Source organism: Paraflavitalea pollutisoli (assembly GCF_029360705.1).
GTDB classification, from domain to species: Bacteria; Bacteroidota; Bacteroidia; order Chitinophagales; family Chitinophagaceae; genus Paraflavitalea; species Paraflavitalea pollutisoli.
The window spans coordinates 280,539-296,857 of the sequence record NZ_JARKMX010000008.1; the positions used below are offsets into that span (position 1 = coordinate 280,539).

The following is a 16,319-nucleotide window of genomic DNA, read 5'->3' on the forward strand; positions in this document are numbered from 1 at the left end:
TCAGGCTTCTTGCCGAAATGTTGTTGGGTGAACACCTATGCCGGTGTTTGTCTGCTTATTGGATACCGTTGGTGATGATCACCCCACCGCCTGTGGCAATCTCGACATCGATATTGCCCTTCTTATCGGCGGTCACTTTCTCCATCACCGGGTTGCGGTTCTTATCGTCGGCGTATTTAACGAGTGGTGCATTGCCGAGGAAGCTCAGGTTCAATTTTACCTTTAAAGGTTCTTTTTGCGCGTTGATGGCGGCCAGGTACCACTTGTCTTTGTGCCGGCGTGCCAGTACCACATATTTGCCGGGATAACCCTCGATAAAGCGTGTTTCATCCCAGGTAGTGGGCACCTGTTTCATGAACTCGATGGCCACCGGAGGCGCATCCTGCAGGTTGTTGGGCGCCAGGGAAAAGACCTGTACCGGATTTTGAAACAGGATGGAGGTCGCCAGTTGAAACACATCGGTTGTCTTGCGGATGGTACCACCATTGTTTTCCTTGTTGTGGCGTTTATTCAATAACACGGGGCCAAACTCCATCGCTCCGGTGCTGTTGCGGATGAAAGGATGCAGGGCGGCGTTGAAGGCTTCGTTGTCGTTGGCGTGTTGGGTGAAGATCAGGTTTTCGGAAGCCAGTACCGCCTCGCTGCCGGCATAGTTGGGGTACATACGCTCCCAGCCGCGGGGCATGGTAGCGCCATGAAAGATCACCAGTAAGCCATACCGGTTAGCATCCGCCAGGATGTCTTCATACAGCTGCATGGTGGTTTGTTTGTCGCCGGCAAAAAAGTCTACCTTGATGCCCTTCACGCCAATCTTCTTCAGCCAGGCCATTTCTTTTTCACGCGCCATGGCGGTGTTCATGCGTTGTTTGGGGCCTTGTGGGGCATCGTTCCAATAACCATTGGAGTTGTACCACATCATCAGGCTCACGTTCTTTGATTTCGCATAAGCCGCCAACTCCTCTACTTTCTCGCGACCGATCCGCGTATCCCACCAGTTGTCGACCAGGCTGAATTCATAGCCCATCGTAGCGGCGAGATCGATGTATTTAAGCTGGTCATTGTAATTGATGCTGCCGTCCTGCCACAGGATCCAGCTCCACACAGAGCGGCCATAGGTATACGGAATGGAAGGTTCCATTAACGGCTTCACGAGGTCAAACGCGATCGTTGTTTCCACGATGGGTTTCAGGTCGGTGCCCAGCGTGATTGTGCGCCAGGGCGTTTCGGCGGGGAAAGCCATGCCCGGTGTTACGCTGCCGAGGCCGTTGTTTTCGCCAGGTTCGGGAAAGGCGATGGAGTACAGTCCGGCTGCATTGCCCTCACTTAATTTGGCACCGCAATAGGAGCCATTGACGCCGGTTTCAGACAACAATACCCAGCCGTTGCTGCCGATGCGGAACAGGGCCGGAAAAGTAAATCCTACGCCGTACTTGGACCGGGCGCCCAGTGCGCCGTCGGCAGTGTATTCTTCTTCATAACTCGGCTTGGTACGCTCCCACCCGATCATGGGTGAAGCCTGTGGTGTGAGGAAGGTAGTGGTGTGTGTGGGGAAGTCGAAGCCCGACAATTCCTTTTCGATCACCAAAGCGGCGGGTTTACCGCTGCGCAACACACGGTAGCGGAAACCGATGTCGTTGTTGCTCACGCGGAAGATGACTTCAATATTTTGTTTGGCAGGATTCTGCCAGGTAGTGATCAGTTCATTGGCGATATAATTGACCTGACTCTTTTTAATGCTGGCCAGCGAATAAGACTCTTCCACCCGGTTTTCTTTTTTGCTGACATAGGTCATTTGCTGGCTGTAGTCGCCAACGTTGGTGGTTACACCGAGCGGAGAAGGTTCGAGGAATGACTGTCCTTTGTAGCTGACGGCATAGGTGGGTTTGCCGGCCTGGTTGACGATGGTAACCTGCAATTGGTTGTCGGGGGAAGCTACTACCAGGTCCTGGGCTTGTAAGGTGGTACCAATGGCGAGCAATGTCAGAGAAATAAGGGTCCTGTTGGGCATACGCATGCTGACTGAAATTTTATGAATGGTGCAATCTGGTCAGACCGATTCCCCGCTGAGGGGTCACCGGCGCTGACGGGCGACAAGCAATATGTTTGTACGTCCCGGGTAAATGTAGGACCTAAATCGGAATAATTGTACAATGGACACTAAAAAACAGCCAAAACCCGTCAGACGCTGAAGGGCATTGCGCGTTGGGAGAATTGAGAGCCGTCCGGCAAATTGTAGCAGGAATTTCCTATATTCACGATCTGTACTATTCTGTACTATGTGTTGCGGATTGGCGGCGCATGGTACACCACCTATCCCAGGAAAAAAACGTATGCCTAATAAAGTATTGCTGTATTGCCTCGCCATGCTGCTCATTGGTAAGTTGGGTGTTGCCCAGCCTTGTAACCCTGCGGTGATTCAACAGCATATAACGAACTTCTGGGACCAATATAAACGGGTAGACACCGTTCCCGCCTTTTACGCGGCACACAGCAATCGGTTGTTCGGGAGTAAGGACAAGCAAGTGTTTTTTATGGGCACGATCCACTCGACGGAAATCGCCTTTCCACTTTACCGTAAGATAGACTCGGTGGTGACAGCTTTTAAACCAGGCATCATACTGGTGGAGAATTATGCGGCTATTGAAGACCTTGACAGTGCTGCGGCGGTTGCCGGTTATGCCGATGCCGGGTATGTTACCTATCTCGCCAATATTCATAAGATCACGGTGAAGAGCTGGGACAATGTAGCGCAGGTGTATAACCTGCTTTTTCCGAAATATGGATACGATAGTGCGTTGGTAATGTTGTTGAATTCAATTGGAGAGATGGGAGTACGGGCGCAAAGTGGAGAAGAAGCCTATGCGCAGTTCCGGTATGCCTTTCAAATGGCTGGTGGCCTGTTGACGCCCGCGCAATTGTCCTTTGCTTATTACCAGCAGCTTTTTGAACAATACTTTGGCCAGGCGCTGTTGCCCCCATCCGATATCGGGTATGCTGCGCAACGATTAATGGTGTGGAAGGATACCGCGCGCAAACGCTGCGATAGCTGGTTTACGCAATTGCGGGATCAGCGGTTGCTGCAGGTATTGCAAAGCGAAATTCCTGCGTATCAAAAGATTTACCTGCAGGCGGGCGCGGCGCATTTTCAAGCGCTACAGGATATTGTTCCCTGCTATTTGAAACCTGCCCGGCAAAGGGTTAGATCCATACGCACCGGGAAGAAAAAGCAGGAACAGGGTATAATGGTTACCGTCCATGCACGGCGGGGTAAAAAGCAACAGCTCCTGATTGCATTTACCAATCAGCGGGACAGCAGTTCGCTGCAGACAGCCCGGATCGACCAGCAAATAAAACAGTTTGCGCCAGACCTGGTGTTGACCTACTGTCCGGCAACCATTGCAGGCACTGCGGCCGAATCACTGACGCAGTCGGGCATTACGGGATATATCCGATACCAGGCGATTGACCGCAAGACAGCCCTCGACCAGTGGCAGCCATCGTGGGGCGATGTGTATGCTCATTTTGTGGACAGGTACAGCAACGAGGAATTGTACCTTACCTGTTTTGCCATGAACCTGCTGCAGGACGGTGCGATTCATACCATCGGGCAATTCCGCGACCGTTTTTACAACACCGGCAACAACATGCGTTTTACGGGATATCCTTTCCTGGCCGGCCAATTTAACTTCGACACCTTTATTGGAAAGATTACCAGGCACGAATCCCTGCAAAGCGGATATACCTTGGAAGAAATGGTGTCGTTGGTCAGGAAAAAATGTAATAAAACACTGGAAGCCGAGATTCGGAAATTTCAGGTAGCACAATGGTTCTCGAGGCCCTACAGCAGGCTACAGCACGTCGGGCAGCAAAAGATCTTTATCCAAATGGATGAAGTATACAGGCCACTGCTGCCATAAATACTCCTTTGGTGATACTTCGATAAGCCTGCCCGCTTGGATGGCTGCCGTGCAGATATAAGCCATCAATGGCTGGTAATGCACACTGGCTAATGGTTGCGTGGGTCATCGGCCGGATTAACGTAGCTAATGCCCAATGGGCCAGTGGCGGTCACCTGCGAAACGTATTCGCCGGATTTGGCCCAATGGAAATGCGGGGTGTTACCGGGTAGAATAAATACAGCGCCTGGAGGGAATGCCATGAGTTTGGCATCGTCGAAACTGGTGCCCAGGCCAATGTAGAAAACACCCGATAGGATGGTATAGATCCTGTCTTCCGGGTGGATATGCGGCAAGAGCTTGACGCCCGCCGGTACTTTTACACGCACCACATACGGACCTTTAATCGTGGGGTCGCCCGCTATCACTGCCAGGCGTACCGGCGCGGGAAATGCTGCAAAGGGAAACCAGCTGATGCTATCGGGTAACGAGGACCCTACCCTGTTCACCGGCAACCGTTGTGCCCTTGTAAGCATCGGTAGCAGCAATAAAGATAGCATGAACGTTACCACTGCTGCGAGGTATGGTGTCGAATAAATGGCTGTAGCCGAGTTCTTGCTATTGTTATAGGCCCTCCGGTTCATTGTTTGTTCCATGCTATATTGATTTGCTGGTAAAATTATGGCCGGTGCCTGCCTGTTGACAAGCACAAAGGGGCAAGGCGGTCTATTTCATCCGTGAGGCGACCAGGCCGGCCGGTGAAAGTGCTACGATGTTATTGATAGCAATTATCCCCTAATGGACGTTTTCTGACCCGTTGAAGGTATATGTGGCAGCATGTCAACAGGGCTGGTATGGTTATTGAATAAGCTGCTGCAATTAATTCTGCCGAATATGAACAAACAAATGAAAAACCTGCTATTGGTTGCTTGTGTTCCCCTATTGATGACAAGCTGTGTGGCCAAAAGAAAATTTGTGGCCTCCCAGCAACAAGTCAGCAGTCTGCAAGATGATAGCCTGCGATTGGAAAAGAAAATAGCCGGATTACAAAACGATGTGGCTGGTCTGCAGAAAAACCTGGCAGACCTCAACCAGAAAATGGAGGCCAGTAACAAAGCTGCGGCAGGTACCATTGCCAGTCAGCAAAATGCCCTCCAGAAAAGTGAACAGGAACTGGCCGACCGGCAACGTAAGCTGGAATCCCTGCAATCATTGCTGGAGCAACAAAAGAAAAACGCCGATGCCCTGCGCCAGAAAATGGCCGATGCGTTGGTGAAGTTCAATTCCAATGAACTGAGTGTATCTGTAAAGAATGGTAAGGTATATGTGAGCTTGCAGGAAAATCTTTTATTTCCTTCTGGCAGTGCCACGGTCAATGCGAAAGGAAAAGAGGCCCTGGGTAAACTGGCCGAGGTATTGAATGCAAACCACGACATTACTGTGAATATCGAAGGACATACCGACTCTATTCCTATCCGCACCCGGTTTGAAGACAACTGGGCGCTGAGTACTGCGCGGGCTTCGAGCATCGTGCGTATCCTGACGAAAGACTACCAGGTCGATCCGGTTCGTGTGGTAGCATCTGGCCATAGCCAATATGATCCTGTAGAGGCCAACAGCACGCCCGAAGGAAGAGCTAAAAACAGAAGAACAGAGATCATCCTGTCGCCCAAGCTGGATGAATTGTACAAGTTGATCAACGGATAGAAATATATCGTTATAAACGAAAAAGCCAGATTGCTTGGTAGCGGTCTGGCTTTTTTCGTGCCCATGGGAAAGTCGTAGGTGATATTCGGCGGTTTGTTTTATCTTGGTCAGACATAAGAATAAAAAACTGATATGAGCCTACTGCGTACATGGCTGGTGTTGATACTGGTCGTTTTGTTGGTGACGGCTTTCAAAGAAAAAGAAACCGTATGGGTGGCCATTGGCGACTCGATCACGTACCTCAATGACCATCCCAATGAAACCGGGAACCGCGTGACCAAAGGTTATCTCAGCCGCGTCGTGGAAGAAATGCCCAACCTGCGGTACATCAACCAGGGACACAATGGATGGAAGTCGACCGATATCGCCGGCAAGATCGAAAGCCTGGGACTGGTGAAAGCAGACGTATACACGGTGTTCCTGGGCACCAACGATTGGTGGGGCGGCCGTCCCTTGGGTACCCTGGAAGATTACAAGAATAATACGGGTACGGGTTCCGTATACGGAGCGTTCCGGATCATCATCAACAAAATACGCCAACTCAACGCGGAGGCGAAGATCGTGCTCATAACGCCCATGCAGCGCGGAGACTTTGTGTACCTGCTCAATCCCACCAATAACGCTTATGGATCATACAAGCAAAAGAACGGTCAATGGTTGGAGCAGTTTGCCAATGCCGTCATCGACATCGCCAAGGCCGAAAAGATGCCGGTGGTAGACCTGTACCACGAAAAACGGCTCGGGCTCAAAAAGATGGTCAACTTCAAGCGGTTGAAAGATACGGCTACCGGTCAGTATAAAAATTATCCCTATCCCCTATACACGCAGATCCCTTTTGATCCCAAAAACGACGAATACCCCTATCCCCCGGAAGCCATCAACATGACCTACGACGGGCTGCATCCTTCCGACAAAGGCAATGAGATCATCGCCGCTAAGCTGGTCAAGGTGTTTAAGCAAGCCGGGGTCGGTAAATAATGGATCATCGATGTAAATTTGCTACACAGGTTATCAATAACGTTCTCATGAATTATCCCGACAGAATAGTACTGGTGTTGACTTATAAGCACGATCCAGCAGACGAAGAAATTTTCACGGAAAAGGTGGACGCTGAAAAGGTTGGAGACTATTACAGGTTGGTCCATGTACCTGCCTTTGCACCTAATATCGCGTATGGTGACGTCGTCAAGGTTGAATTTGACGAGGGCGAATACCACTTCGATGAACTAATGGAAGAATCGGGATTCAGTGTTGCCCATCTTGTTATTAGGAAACAAGCGTCGAAAGAACGGATCGTAGCGGCCCTGAATGTCTTTGGGTGTGGGGTGAATACCCATGTGGCCGATAATTATGTAGTGGTTAGTATTCCTCCCCAGCTATCTTATCAACCTATCCGGTCCTATTTATATCAGGCTTTTGATGCCGGTGATATTGACTTCAAAGATACTATCAGTAAGATCCACCGGCAGCAACTTGAATAGAGCGGCCAACACTCCGCAACCGAACGCCTGTCGTACCAAAAGCGGACAGTAGCCGGGGCGACGCAAAAAAGCCGGTGGTTGATTTGTAGCGAGTTAGCGAATTGGCACAGCCATGGACTGTTAGCCAGTACAATCATTTCAAATGAAAAAGCTACAACTGATGCTCCTGCTGCTCGCTGGCAGCGGCGCACTCACCGCACAACAACCCGCTGCTTCTTACAAGCAACTCAAGGAATTTCAGGGTCTGTACGAATACACCAACAACAGCACGCTGAAGATAGCGGCCTCTCCCAAGGACAACCTGCTGTATGCCGTGATCGGCGAAAGCAAATATCCGCTCAGGCATGCTGAACAAGACTTGTTCCTGGACGGGACCAACAACAAAGTACAGTTCTATCGAAACAAAGAAAACCTCATCACCGGTTATTCCGTCCGCAACGATACCTTTCAGCTACTGGACAACAAGGTGTCGTTCCCAGCGAACATTTGGTACGCCAGGCCCGAAGCGGAGCGCAAAAAAGGTTATAAGTATCAACAGCCAGTTGCCACAAAGGATGGACTTAAAACAGGCGATATCACCGCTGCCGGCTTGAATGCTGATCTACTCAACACCATGATGCAGCAGATCATCGATGGTACCTATAAAGACGTTCACAGCATCCTGATCATCAAAGACGGCAAACTCGTGTTCGAAGAATATTTTTACCAGTATACCAAAGACAGTCTGCACGAATTGCGGTCGGTGACCAAAAGTTTTATCTCTGCCCTCACCGGCATCGCCATCGATAAAGGCATTATCAAAAACACGGCCGAGGAAGTTATCTCCTATTTTCCCGAATACATCCTGGACAACCTGACCGAAAGCAAAAGAAAGATCACCGTAGGCCACCTGCTATCCAACCAAAGCGGATTGGATTGCGACATCAGTAACCCGCAGGCTGCCGGCAACGAAACGGCCATGGGATATTCATCCGATTGGGTCAAGTACACCCTCGACCTGCCCATGGTCGACACGCCGGGTGGTAAAGGCAGGTATTGCTCGGGCAACCCCATCACCCTGGGGCGCATCATTGAAACCACCAGTCAGCAGGCCTTGCCCGATTTTGCACGACAAAACCTCTTTGCCCCCCTGGGCATCACGCAGTTCAAATGGCATTTCAAGCCCGATCAAAGCAGTGCAGAAACGTTCTGCCAGCTGTACCTGCGTCCGAGGGATATGGCCAAATTTGGGTTGCTGTACCTGCAGCAAGGCCAATGGAATGGCCAGCAGACCATTCCAGCTACCTGGGTGGAACAATCGATCGCTCCGCAAGCCACGGTACAGAACAACGGCTATGGCTACCTTTGGTGGATCAAATACCTCAACGCAAACGGCAAGCGCTATTACAACCGCTCGGCACAAGGCAACGGTGGACAACGGATCTGCATCTGGCCCGAACAAAACATGGTAACGATCATCACGGCCGGCAGTTACAACAGCCAGTCCTGCTCGGACGAACTCATTGCCAAATATGTGTTGCCGGCTTTTAATAAATAATAGCCACCGGCCGCTTTGGCGGAACGATAGTGGATCTTGAAAACGGGGCGATTGTGAAGGGCTCTCAACCGCTGGTGCGGTTGAGAGCAGGTGCCGGGCGGCTATCGGTTCTCCAGCCAGGTGAGAAAATCCTGTGCTCTTTCTTTGTTGATCAACAGCAGGTCGGGTGAGTTGACATGCAGCTTTACAAAAAGTTTCCGGTTGAAGTAGTGCTCAACCTCTTTGATCGCTTTGAAGTTGACCAGGTATCGCCGATTCACCCGGTAAAACTGCCTGGAAGAAACGGCTTCGGCTACCTGCAACAAAGACTGACTCAAGCAATACTCCCTGCCGTCGAAACGCATGATGGATACGCCCTCGTTGCGGATGTAAAAAAAGGCGATGTCCTCTGTTGGTACTGTGGAATACTTCTGGTGTTTGAATACGAGAAAGCTCGTTTTGTTGCCGGTGGTCACGCTCGGTGGCGTAGGATCAAATAGCAACTCGGCACTGTCAGATTTCTTTACAGCGCTAACGTTGTTTAATAGAGACAGCAGGTTGGAAGAGACGGATGATTCCGTCAAATCGTCCAGGTACAACACACAGTCTTTTACCAATTTCAGGTCCTGCATAAACCCCAGGCTTCTCAGGTTGATGGTCACTTCTGCCCGCGCGTTGAATGTATTCATTGGTTTTAATTTTCCGGTGATGAATGGTGAATGCTAGGTATGATCTTGCTGTTAAGCGATCACCTGGAAAAACAAAGAGTGTGCCTGTTGGTAACCCATTGACAGGTAATTGGTTATGGAAAATGGCTTACAAGGATGGTCGCGATATTTCGCGATTTAGGGAAATGCTGCGCACCGAAAGTACAAGACCCCGCTGGTCGGGCATGGATCCGCCGACCAGCATTAACTCCAGAAGCGGTCAATCAAATTTCCTGACGATACCCAGTTTGCTCATCCTGGACCGTAAGGTAGACGCATTGATGTTGAGGAGGTCTGCCGCGCCACCACGGCCATAGATGCGCCAGTTGCAGCGGGCAAGTGTTTGCAGGATATGATCCCGTTCATTATCTGCCATCGACTTGATCGATTGGAGGGCATCGGGACCGTTAGTTCTAATGGCGGGTAGGGAAACCTGTTCGATCCGGGTGGTCTCGGTCAACAACACACAGCGTTCAACCAGGTTGATTAGTTCACGGATATTCCCGGGCCAGGCGTAATTCAGCAAAGCCTCCTTAACGGCCTCCGAATACCCCTGGATCAACTTTTTATTTTGGGCAGCATAATGGGCTATATAGTGCTCGGCAATAGGAAGGATATCTGACCGGCGATCCCGGAGTGAAGGCAGTTTGATCGGAAATACAAAAAGGCGATAATACAGGTCAAGCCTGAACCGGCCGGCAGCCACTTCTTCTTCCAGGTTCCTGTTGGTGGCAGCGACGATGCGCACATCCACCTTTTTTCTTTTGCCACCAATGGGGCAGATCTCTTTTTCCTGCAGCACGCGCAGCAATTTGGACTGTATTTCGATGGGCATCTCTCCTACCTCATCCAGGAAAATGGTGCCTTCTGCAGCCTGTTCAAACTTACCCAGCCGTTTGTCCAGTGCACCGGTGAAGCTGCCCTTCTCATGGCCAAAAAGTTCGGACTCGATCAACGTGGGCGACAGGGCCGCACAGTCGACGATCACCAATGGCTTCTTGCTTCTCGATGAATGATCATGTATGGCGCGGGCCACCAACTCTTTACCCGTACCGCTTTCGCCCAGCACCAATACCGGTGTTTCGGCATTGGAGGCTATATGGATCAACTTCTGGATCTCTTTGAGCATTTTGCTTTTCCCGATCATGCCATATTCATTGGCCGGCTGCTTCAACGCGGGGCGTTTATCGCTGTGCTCATGCAGGCGGGCCAGTGCCAGGTGCTCCTGGTGCAGGTTGTCGGCAATATCGAGCATGGCGATGATGTCTTTTTCCCGGAAGGGTTTGACAAGAAAGCCATACGGAGAAGTTTGTTTGGCGAGCCGGAACGTATCAGCATCCGAGTTGGCCGACAGGTAGATGAAGGGAATATTCATTTGTTTCAGGTCACCCGCCAGGTCGATGCCTGTTTTCTTCCCTTCCAGGAAAATGTCCAGCAACACGAGTTGCGGTAATACGTCTTCCATCATCAGCAAGGCTTCATCGGCAGACCGTGCAATACCGGTTACTGCATACCCGGCCGTCTCCAGCGCCATGCTGAGGTTGTGTGCTTCAATGAACTGATCTTCTACTATCAATACTTTTTTACTCATGCTATTGTAGGTTCTGCTGCGGGCTGCCAGGCTTCCTGCGCTTTGAAAGATATATGGATGGTGGTGCCGTGGTCGACGTTCATCACGAGGGTTGCGCCGATATCACGGCAAAGGCCCTGCATCAGTTGCATGCCAAGCGAACGCCGGCCAGCCAGTTGGTCGGCCGGAATGCCGACGCCATTGTCGATGATCTGTAAATGATACGTATCTCCCTCCCGGTTAAAAACAAGTTTGATCGTCCCCTGCTCCCGGCCTTCAAAGGCATATTTGGCCGCATTGGTCAGGGCTTCGTTGATGATGACCGCGAGTGGCATGGCTACTTTGGTAGGCAGTGCTTCTTTTTGAAGTTCATGCACCACCCGGATATTCCTGTTTTCCAGGTCGAAACTGTCTTCGAGGAAGATGAGGAAATCACGGATGTACTGACTGAAACAAACCTGCTCGATGTCTTCCGACTGATATACTTTTTGGTGAAACAGTGACATGGCATATACCCGGCTTTTGCTTTTCTCCAGGGCCGTACGGGCTTCCAGTCCGGAGTTGCGTGCCTGGCTTTCGAGCAGGCAAAAAATGGTATGCAGGTTATTCTTAACGCGGTGATGCACCTCTTTCAGCAGCCATTCTTTTTCAGAAACCACTTTTTGCAATACCTCATTCTGCATCTGAACACGCTGGTTGTTGCGTTGCTTTTGCCGGTAAAGCCGGTACCCCAGGATCAGCGTGATCAGCGCTAGCCCCAGGCAACCAGCAGCGATCAGGTAGATCATCCTGGACTGTCGCAACTTATCTTCCTGGGCGATGGCCTTCTGCTCGAGGATCGCAATGCCCTGGTTCTTGATCTTTATTTCCTGCTCTTTTTCTTTGGCTTTATAGGCAATGTCCATTTCGGTGACGACACTGTCTCTTTTGGCGCGCAGCTTCATTTCTGCTTCCCCATTCAGGTAAAGCAAGTGCTTTATGGCCGATTGGTAATGGCCGGTGGCCGAATCGGCCAGGTACAGCATATAGTGTGCCTGGCGCTCGCCTATAGTGGTCGAGTCGGCAAATCCTTCGCCAAATACCTGGTACAGGTATTTCCTGGCTTTGTCGTACTGGTGTGAGTCCAGGTAGAGTTGCCCCAGGGTGTAATAGCCATCCAGCACGCGGTGTTTTTTTCTTTCCAGAATTTCCAGGTACTGTAGAAAATATTGTTCGGCTTTTCCAAATTGCTTGATTTCCCGGTAAGCGTGTCCCAGTTTATGTATGTACATACAGCTGTCGAGCCAGGTTTTAGGCGGATATTTTTGCCAGGAGTTCTCCAGGTATTGAATAGCCTCCCGGTGCCTGCCCAATTTGCTATAGGATACGCTGAGGGATGAATGCAGTATGGTAGACGACAAATTATACAGTCCCGGATAATGCCTATAGTAGTTACTGGCCTGTAAGTAAGCATTGACGGCGTCGTCAAAACGATCCTGCCGGTGATCTATCATTCCTTTGATCAGGTAGATGTCGCCCGCGGCGGAAGAGTCGCGGGTGTCGTGCACGCTCTGCATGGCGGCGCGCGAATAATAATAGGCAGAATCTGATTTGCCTGCCTGCATGGAATAAAAAGCTAGGGCAAAATAGGCATAGTGCAGCCGCTTATACCCCAGCTTTCGATAATCTTCCACCACTTGCAACATATCGTGCCCCGCGTTGCTTCTTTGTTCCTGGAAGTCAACGAAGGCTATGTTTCTTCTCGCCATGATGGCCAGTTCTTCCAACCCGAGTCGTTTACAAAGGGTTTCTGCTTCCCGCGCATATTTGATGCATTTTTCGTTCAGGTCCTTGAAGTCGCCCTGATCGGTGGCCCAGTGATAGAAGCTGAGGGTGAGCAATAGCTTCGCTTTGGCCGTGTCATCCGGCGCCAATGACAGCAATTGAATCATCGAAGCAGGTTTTTCTTCGCGGAAGTAAACCTGGGCCAATAATAAGAGCGATAATTCCCGAAGGTCGCGATCATTCGTAAGCGCACTTTCAGTATACGCCTGGTTGGCATAGCTGGCAGCCGTCTGCAGGTCGGAGGACGTCCTGACCGGCAGGTTCAGGTAAAGACTGCCCAGATCGATGAGAAGGTGGATATGTAGCGGACCCTTTGGTACTACCCGCAGCTGCCGGATCAAACCAGTTTTTTTATCAGCCGTTACCGGAAGCGGTGCGGGATAATATTGACATAAGCTGTACAAGGGAAGCAGGAACAGCAACACGGCATACCCCCAACTACGCAGGATGGGTGAATGAGGTCGGGCGGTGCCTTGATTACCGCATACTTCGTTGTTGTGGCTGACTGTGTGCACCCGTGTATACATTGGTTCAAAATTACTGGCAATGGGCATTCGACCGCTAACTAACCGGCATGAAAATACCGATATAGGGCATTATTGCTGATATTTTGCTGGTTACAGCGATGATACCAGCGCCGCAGGCGTAACAACGGCCGCTGTTTGAATGCAGGTTGTTGCAGATTCGGCTTCGGCGTTGCCAGTTTAGGGCGCAACAGCCAGTGGCTGGTCGATGATAAACCTGATCCTGGCTGCCTGACCCACCGTATCGGGCAGCACTTCCCCCTCGCGGTTGTGTTTGCTGTAGGCATAACTGATGTTGCCGGCCTCGTGCAAATGCGCCGCTACCTGCTCGATGCTCACAATGGGGCCATTCATATTGGTGCCGTACCAATGCGGCATCTGGCGCAGGTGGGCTGTTACCAGTACATATTTTTCGTCGGAGCGATGTACTTTCTCTATTGCTTTTCCATACTGTATGGCAGGTTCATTGCCGTACAGCAGCGCAATGGTACTGTCACTGTTATTGATGAGGGAAGTGATCAGGTGCATGTCTTTTTCGGGATGCAGGTATTCGGGTGCCAGTACAGGACGGGCGGTCTCTTTACACGCTGCCAACAGCAGCAACACCAGGATGGAAGGAATTAGCTTGATCATGTTGGTTGAATTATTTGGTGGGAATATTGAAAACAAAATCCTGATCAGGCACCAGCTCGCGGTGACAGTTGATGCAGGTGATGGCAAAGTCGGCCGTCTTACCGTAGGGTTTCAGTTGCAGTCCATCAAACTTGGCAAATCCCCAGCCCTCGGTGGAGGCGTATTGCTTACTGTCCTTCACCATGACCTGTACGTTCTGGAAATTGCCCGGCAACACATTGCCAGCGCTGTCGGCGGGCTGCTTGCCCCATACCACTTTCACGATGGTGGCACCATCCGGAAAAGGCAATTGATGCGCTTCAATGGCTCTTACCATGATGTCGTTGCCATACACCACCCGCATGCTGCCGCCGTCGAATTTATCGGTGCTGCTGATGATTGTCCAGTTCTTGTAGTCTGCCGGGTAAGCAATTCCCGTGGTTGATACGGGTGTGTTGACAGGGGTATGAGAAGCGTCGGGCTGCATGATCGCTGCGGTATCGACGCGGTGCCTGCCGGGAAGTGTGTTCACGTAATTCTTCAATGTGGTGAGGTCGGTTGCTGTCAGCTTCGCTTCCGGGTGTGCCCAGGTGTACAGCGCCAGCGGCATTTTATGTTGCTCGATCGTATTCACCATCTCCCACAGCAACAATTCACGTACGGCCGGTGGGTTTTTATCCCAGTCAGAAAAATTGAAGCGTGACCGGCCTTCCCGGATATCGCTTGCTACCAGGTAAGAGGCAGGGGCAATGCGATCGTACCAGGTGGGCTGGGAGTTATTGGAATGGCAATCGTAACAAGCTTTTTGAAAGATGGCCAGCACTTCGTCGGGTACGGCGATCTCATTGGTGACGGGTGGATTGGTGAATGCCGGCGACGTGAATTGCAGGCCGATGCCGACAAACAACACGATGCCGGCGGTAATGATCCATTTTCTTTGTCTGGAGGTGAATTTTCTGGTTTCCATGTCGGTAAAACTACCCCGCCCGGCAGTTGCCGCCAGCATGGATCCTGCCTGGTCAGACAAATTCCGGGGCGAACCGGACAGATCGCCGCGTGACGGCGAACAGCGCTTGCCGGCCGGCAAAAATTTCCGGCATCTGCCGGGCGATTAATTGCCTGTATTGGTCAAAATCGTTGCCCGCCCCAACCAACCCGCCGGTAGGTTGTTATAGGCCAGTATGAGTTATAACAGACAGGATACTGTTAGCTGCGAGAACAATCCCACAGCCGATTGCACGGTACAAGCTGCCCTTTCGATCATCGGCGGCAAATGGAAACTGAAGATCTACAAAGCCCTGCGGGATGGGGTGCCGCAACGTTTTAACACCATCACTAAATCACTGGGCGATATTTCGGAGAAAACGCTGACGGCCCAGTTGCGGGAGATGGAGGCAGACGGAATCGTGGTACGAACCGTATACCCTGAAGTGCCTCCGCGTGTCGAGTATAGATTGACCAGGCTCGGCCAGTCACTGGAAGCTGTATTCGCTTCCCTGGATACCTGGGGAAAGTCTTATATCCGGCAAAAGGCGGCCGTAGTAACGGATTAGGGTAGCTGGTTTCGCCAATGCCGTGTTAAAATGCGACAAACTCCCTTTTTACAATGGCCTGGTTGTGAATGAGGCCAACCTTGCTGTCAGTCACTTACCCTGGGGTAAGTTATTGTTTGCGGATAGAGGTGTTCTTACTTTGCAGTTATAAAAACACAAAGTATGAAAGGACATATAGTCATCACAGGAGGATCTTCAGGCATTGGAGAAGGATTGGCCAGGCATTTTATACAGCAGGGATGGCAGGTATTGATCACCGGCCGCAACAACAACAAACTGACGGCGCTTGCCCGGGAACTGCCAGGCTTGCAAACCATCAACTACGATAGCTTACAGCCCGGTCAGGAACAGCTGATCGCAGACTTCATCAGCCAGCAATGGAATGGCCAACTCGATGTATTGGTCAACAATGCCGGCCATGTGGCGCTCACGCCGATTACCACCATCAACAGAAATGACCTGGAAGCGATGTACCAGGTGCACCTGGTAGGCCCAAGCCTGCTCACCGCAGCTTGTGTCCCCTTCCTACAAAAAAGCAAAGGACAGATCATCAATATCAGCAGCAGCCATGGCATCAAGGCATACGCCGAACTCAGTGCGTATGGCTCTGCCAAAGCGGGATTGAACATGCTGACGTCTATCTGGGCTTTGGAACTGGCCCCGCTGGGCATTCGGGTGAATGCCATTGCACCTGGTCCTACTAATACGCCGGTACTGGAAAATGCCGGGCTGCCGGCGGAACTGATCCAGGCCATTCACGAAAACGATAAAACCACCATACCCCTGCAACGACGTGGCGCCGTCAGCGATATTGTCGCCAATACGGCTATGCTCATCGAGTCGGGGTCATCGTGGGTCACGGGTGTGATACTGCCGGTAGATGGTGGTATTTCGGTGAGTTGACAGCGTAGTGGATGGCAGCTGCCTGA

General features: G+C 51.2%; 14 protein-coding genes. 7 read left to right on the top strand and 7 right to left on the bottom strand.

The window, feature by feature from the left end; translation table 11 throughout:
• Positions 1 to 55 precede the first annotated feature (55 nt).
• Positions 56 to 2,008 carry a glycoside hydrolase family 97 protein gene (locus P2W70_RS15350; RefSeq protein ID WP_276482368.1) on the bottom strand — a complete coding sequence of 651 codons (1,953 nt, stop codon included), beginning with the start codon at positions 2,006 to 2,008 and terminating at the stop codon, positions 56 to 58.
• A gap of 322 nt (positions 2,009 to 2,330) precedes the next feature.
• On the opposite strand from P2W70_RS15350, the gene P2W70_RS15355 reads away from it, so the two are divergent.
• Positions 2,331 to 3,917 carry a hypothetical protein gene (locus P2W70_RS15355; RefSeq protein ID WP_276482369.1) on the top strand — a complete coding sequence of 529 codons (1,587 nt, stop codon included), beginning with the start codon at positions 2,331 to 2,333 and terminating at the stop codon, positions 3,915 to 3,917.
• Between the two features lie 89 nt (positions 3,918 to 4,006).
• Here the strand turns inward: P2W70_RS15355 and P2W70_RS15360 are convergent, their stop codons facing one another.
• A complete protein-coding gene (locus P2W70_RS15360; protein WP_276482370.1) occupies positions 4,007 to 4,552 on the bottom strand; it encodes a cupin domain-containing protein in 546 nt (181 codons plus the stop codon).
• Between the two features lie 238 nt (positions 4,553 to 4,790).
• On the opposite strand from P2W70_RS15360, the gene P2W70_RS15365 reads away from it, so the two are divergent.
• The 4 genes from P2W70_RS15365 (at position 4,791) to P2W70_RS15380 (ending at position 8,621) form a co-directional block, all read left to right on the top strand.
• On the top strand, positions 4,791 to 5,603 hold the full coding sequence (locus P2W70_RS15365) for an OmpA family protein (protein WP_276482371.1): 813 nt from the start codon (positions 4,791 to 4,793) through the stop codon (positions 5,601 to 5,603).
• A 132-nt stretch (positions 5,604 to 5,735) separates the two neighbouring features.
• Positions 5,736 to 6,581, top strand: a complete 846-nt coding sequence (locus P2W70_RS15370; protein WP_276482372.1) for an SGNH/GDSL hydrolase family protein — start codon at positions 5,736 to 5,738, stop codon at positions 6,579 to 6,581.
• Positions 6,582 to 6,628: 47 nt separating this feature from the next.
• The gene (locus P2W70_RS15375) at positions 6,629 to 7,084 is read left to right on the top strand and encodes a DUF4265 domain-containing protein (protein ID WP_276482373.1); all 456 of its coding nucleotides are present in this window, start codon (positions 6,629 to 6,631) and stop codon (positions 7,082 to 7,084) included.
• A 142-nt stretch (positions 7,085 to 7,226) separates the two neighbouring features.
• The gene (locus P2W70_RS15380; RefSeq protein ID WP_276482374.1) at positions 7,227 to 8,621 is read left to right on the top strand and encodes a serine hydrolase domain-containing protein; all 1,395 of its coding nucleotides are present in this window, start codon (positions 7,227 to 7,229) and stop codon (positions 8,619 to 8,621) included.
• Positions 8,622 to 8,722: 101 nt separating this feature from the next.
• Here P2W70_RS15380 and P2W70_RS15385 read toward each other — a convergent pair whose 3' ends face one another.
• The 5 genes from P2W70_RS15385 to P2W70_RS15405 form a co-directional block, all read right to left on the bottom strand.
• On the bottom strand, positions 8,723 to 9,289 hold the full coding sequence (locus tag P2W70_RS15385; protein ID WP_276482375.1) for a LytR/AlgR family response regulator transcription factor: 567 nt from the start codon (positions 9,287 to 9,289) through the stop codon (positions 8,723 to 8,725).
• 238 nt (positions 9,290 to 9,527) lie between these two features.
• On the bottom strand, positions 9,528 to 10,898 hold the full coding sequence (locus P2W70_RS15390) for a sigma-54-dependent transcriptional regulator (RefSeq protein ID WP_276482376.1): 1,371 nt from the start codon (positions 10,896 to 10,898) through the stop codon (positions 9,528 to 9,530).
• Positions 10,895 to 13,228, bottom strand: a complete 2,334-nt coding sequence (locus tag P2W70_RS15395; protein WP_276482377.1) for a sensor histidine kinase — start codon at positions 13,226 to 13,228, stop codon at positions 10,895 to 10,897. Before P2W70_RS15395 ends, P2W70_RS15390 begins: the two co-directional genes overlap by 4 nt.
• Before the next feature lie 177 nt (positions 13,229 to 13,405).
• Entirely contained in the window at positions 13,406 to 13,858 is a 453-nt protein-coding gene (locus P2W70_RS15400) for a hypothetical protein (RefSeq protein WP_276482378.1), read from the bottom strand.
• A gap of 10 nt (positions 13,859 to 13,868) precedes the next feature.
• Positions 13,869 to 14,804 (bottom strand): heme-binding domain-containing protein, encoded by a 936-nt coding sequence (locus P2W70_RS15405; RefSeq protein ID WP_276482379.1) that lies wholly within the window; start codon positions 14,802 to 14,804, stop codon positions 13,869 to 13,871.
• Between the two features lie 214 nt (positions 14,805 to 15,018).
• Here P2W70_RS15405 and P2W70_RS15410 point away from each other — a divergent pair, with 214 nt between their 5' ends.
• Together P2W70_RS15410 and P2W70_RS15415 are read left to right on the top strand one after the other, a co-directional pair.
• Entirely contained in the window at positions 15,019 to 15,390 is a 372-nt protein-coding gene (locus P2W70_RS15410; protein ID WP_276482380.1) for a winged helix-turn-helix transcriptional regulator, read from the top strand.
• Between the two features lie 162 nt (positions 15,391 to 15,552).
• Positions 15,553 to 16,293: an SDR family NAD(P)-dependent oxidoreductase gene (locus P2W70_RS15415; protein ID WP_276482381.1), complete on the top strand. Its 741-nt coding sequence runs from the start codon at positions 15,553 to 15,555 to the stop codon at positions 16,291 to 16,293.
• The last annotated feature ends 26 nt before the right edge of the window (positions 16,294 to 16,319 follow it).

What these genes read in the sequence shown, in the direction of transcription:
- P2W70_RS15390 (WP_276482376.1), bottom strand. Translation starts at nt 10,898, where the DNA reads ATGAGTAAAAAAGTATTGATAGTAGAAGATCAGTTCATTGAAGCACAC.
- P2W70_RS15405 (WP_276482379.1), bottom strand. Translation starts at nt 14,804, where the DNA reads ATGGAAACCAGAAAATTCACCTCCAGACAAAGAAAATGGATCATTACC.
- P2W70_RS15400 (WP_276482378.1), bottom strand. Translation starts at nt 13,858, where the DNA reads ATGATCAAGCTAATTCCTTCCATCCTGGTGTTGCTGCTGTTGGCAGCG.
- P2W70_RS15375 (WP_276482373.1), top strand. Translation starts at nt 6,629, where the DNA reads ATGAATTATCCCGACAGAATAGTACTGGTGTTGACTTATAAGCACGAT.
- P2W70_RS15415 (WP_276482381.1), top strand. Translation starts at nt 15,553, where the DNA reads ATGAAAGGACATATAGTCATCACAGGAGGATCTTCAGGCATTGGAGAA.
- P2W70_RS15350 (WP_276482368.1), bottom strand. Translation starts at nt 2,008, where the DNA reads ATGCCCAACAGGACCCTTATTTCTCTGACATTGCTCGCCATTGGTACC.
- P2W70_RS15365 (WP_276482371.1), top strand. Translation starts at nt 4,791, where the DNA reads ATGAACAAACAAATGAAAAACCTGCTATTGGTTGCTTGTGTTCCCCTA.
- P2W70_RS15385 (WP_276482375.1), bottom strand. Translation starts at nt 9,289, where the DNA reads ATGAATACATTCAACGCGCGGGCAGAAGTGACCATCAACCTGAGAAGC.
- P2W70_RS15360 (WP_276482370.1), bottom strand. Translation starts at nt 4,552, where the DNA reads ATGGAACAAACAATGAACCGGAGGGCCTATAACAATAGCAAGAACTCG.
- P2W70_RS15395 (WP_276482377.1), bottom strand. Translation starts at nt 13,228, where the DNA reads ATGTATACACGGGTGCACACAGTCAGCCACAACAACGAAGTATGCGGT.
- P2W70_RS15380 (WP_276482374.1), top strand. Translation starts at nt 7,227, where the DNA reads ATGAAAAAGCTACAACTGATGCTCCTGCTGCTCGCTGGCAGCGGCGCA.
- P2W70_RS15410 (WP_276482380.1), top strand. Translation starts at nt 15,019, where the DNA reads ATGAGTTATAACAGACAGGATACTGTTAGCTGCGAGAACAATCCCACA.
- P2W70_RS15355 (WP_276482369.1), top strand. Translation starts at nt 2,331, where the DNA reads ATGCCTAATAAAGTATTGCTGTATTGCCTCGCCATGCTGCTCATTGGT.
- P2W70_RS15370 (WP_276482372.1), top strand. Translation starts at nt 5,736, where the DNA reads ATGAGCCTACTGCGTACATGGCTGGTGTTGATACTGGTCGTTTTGTTG.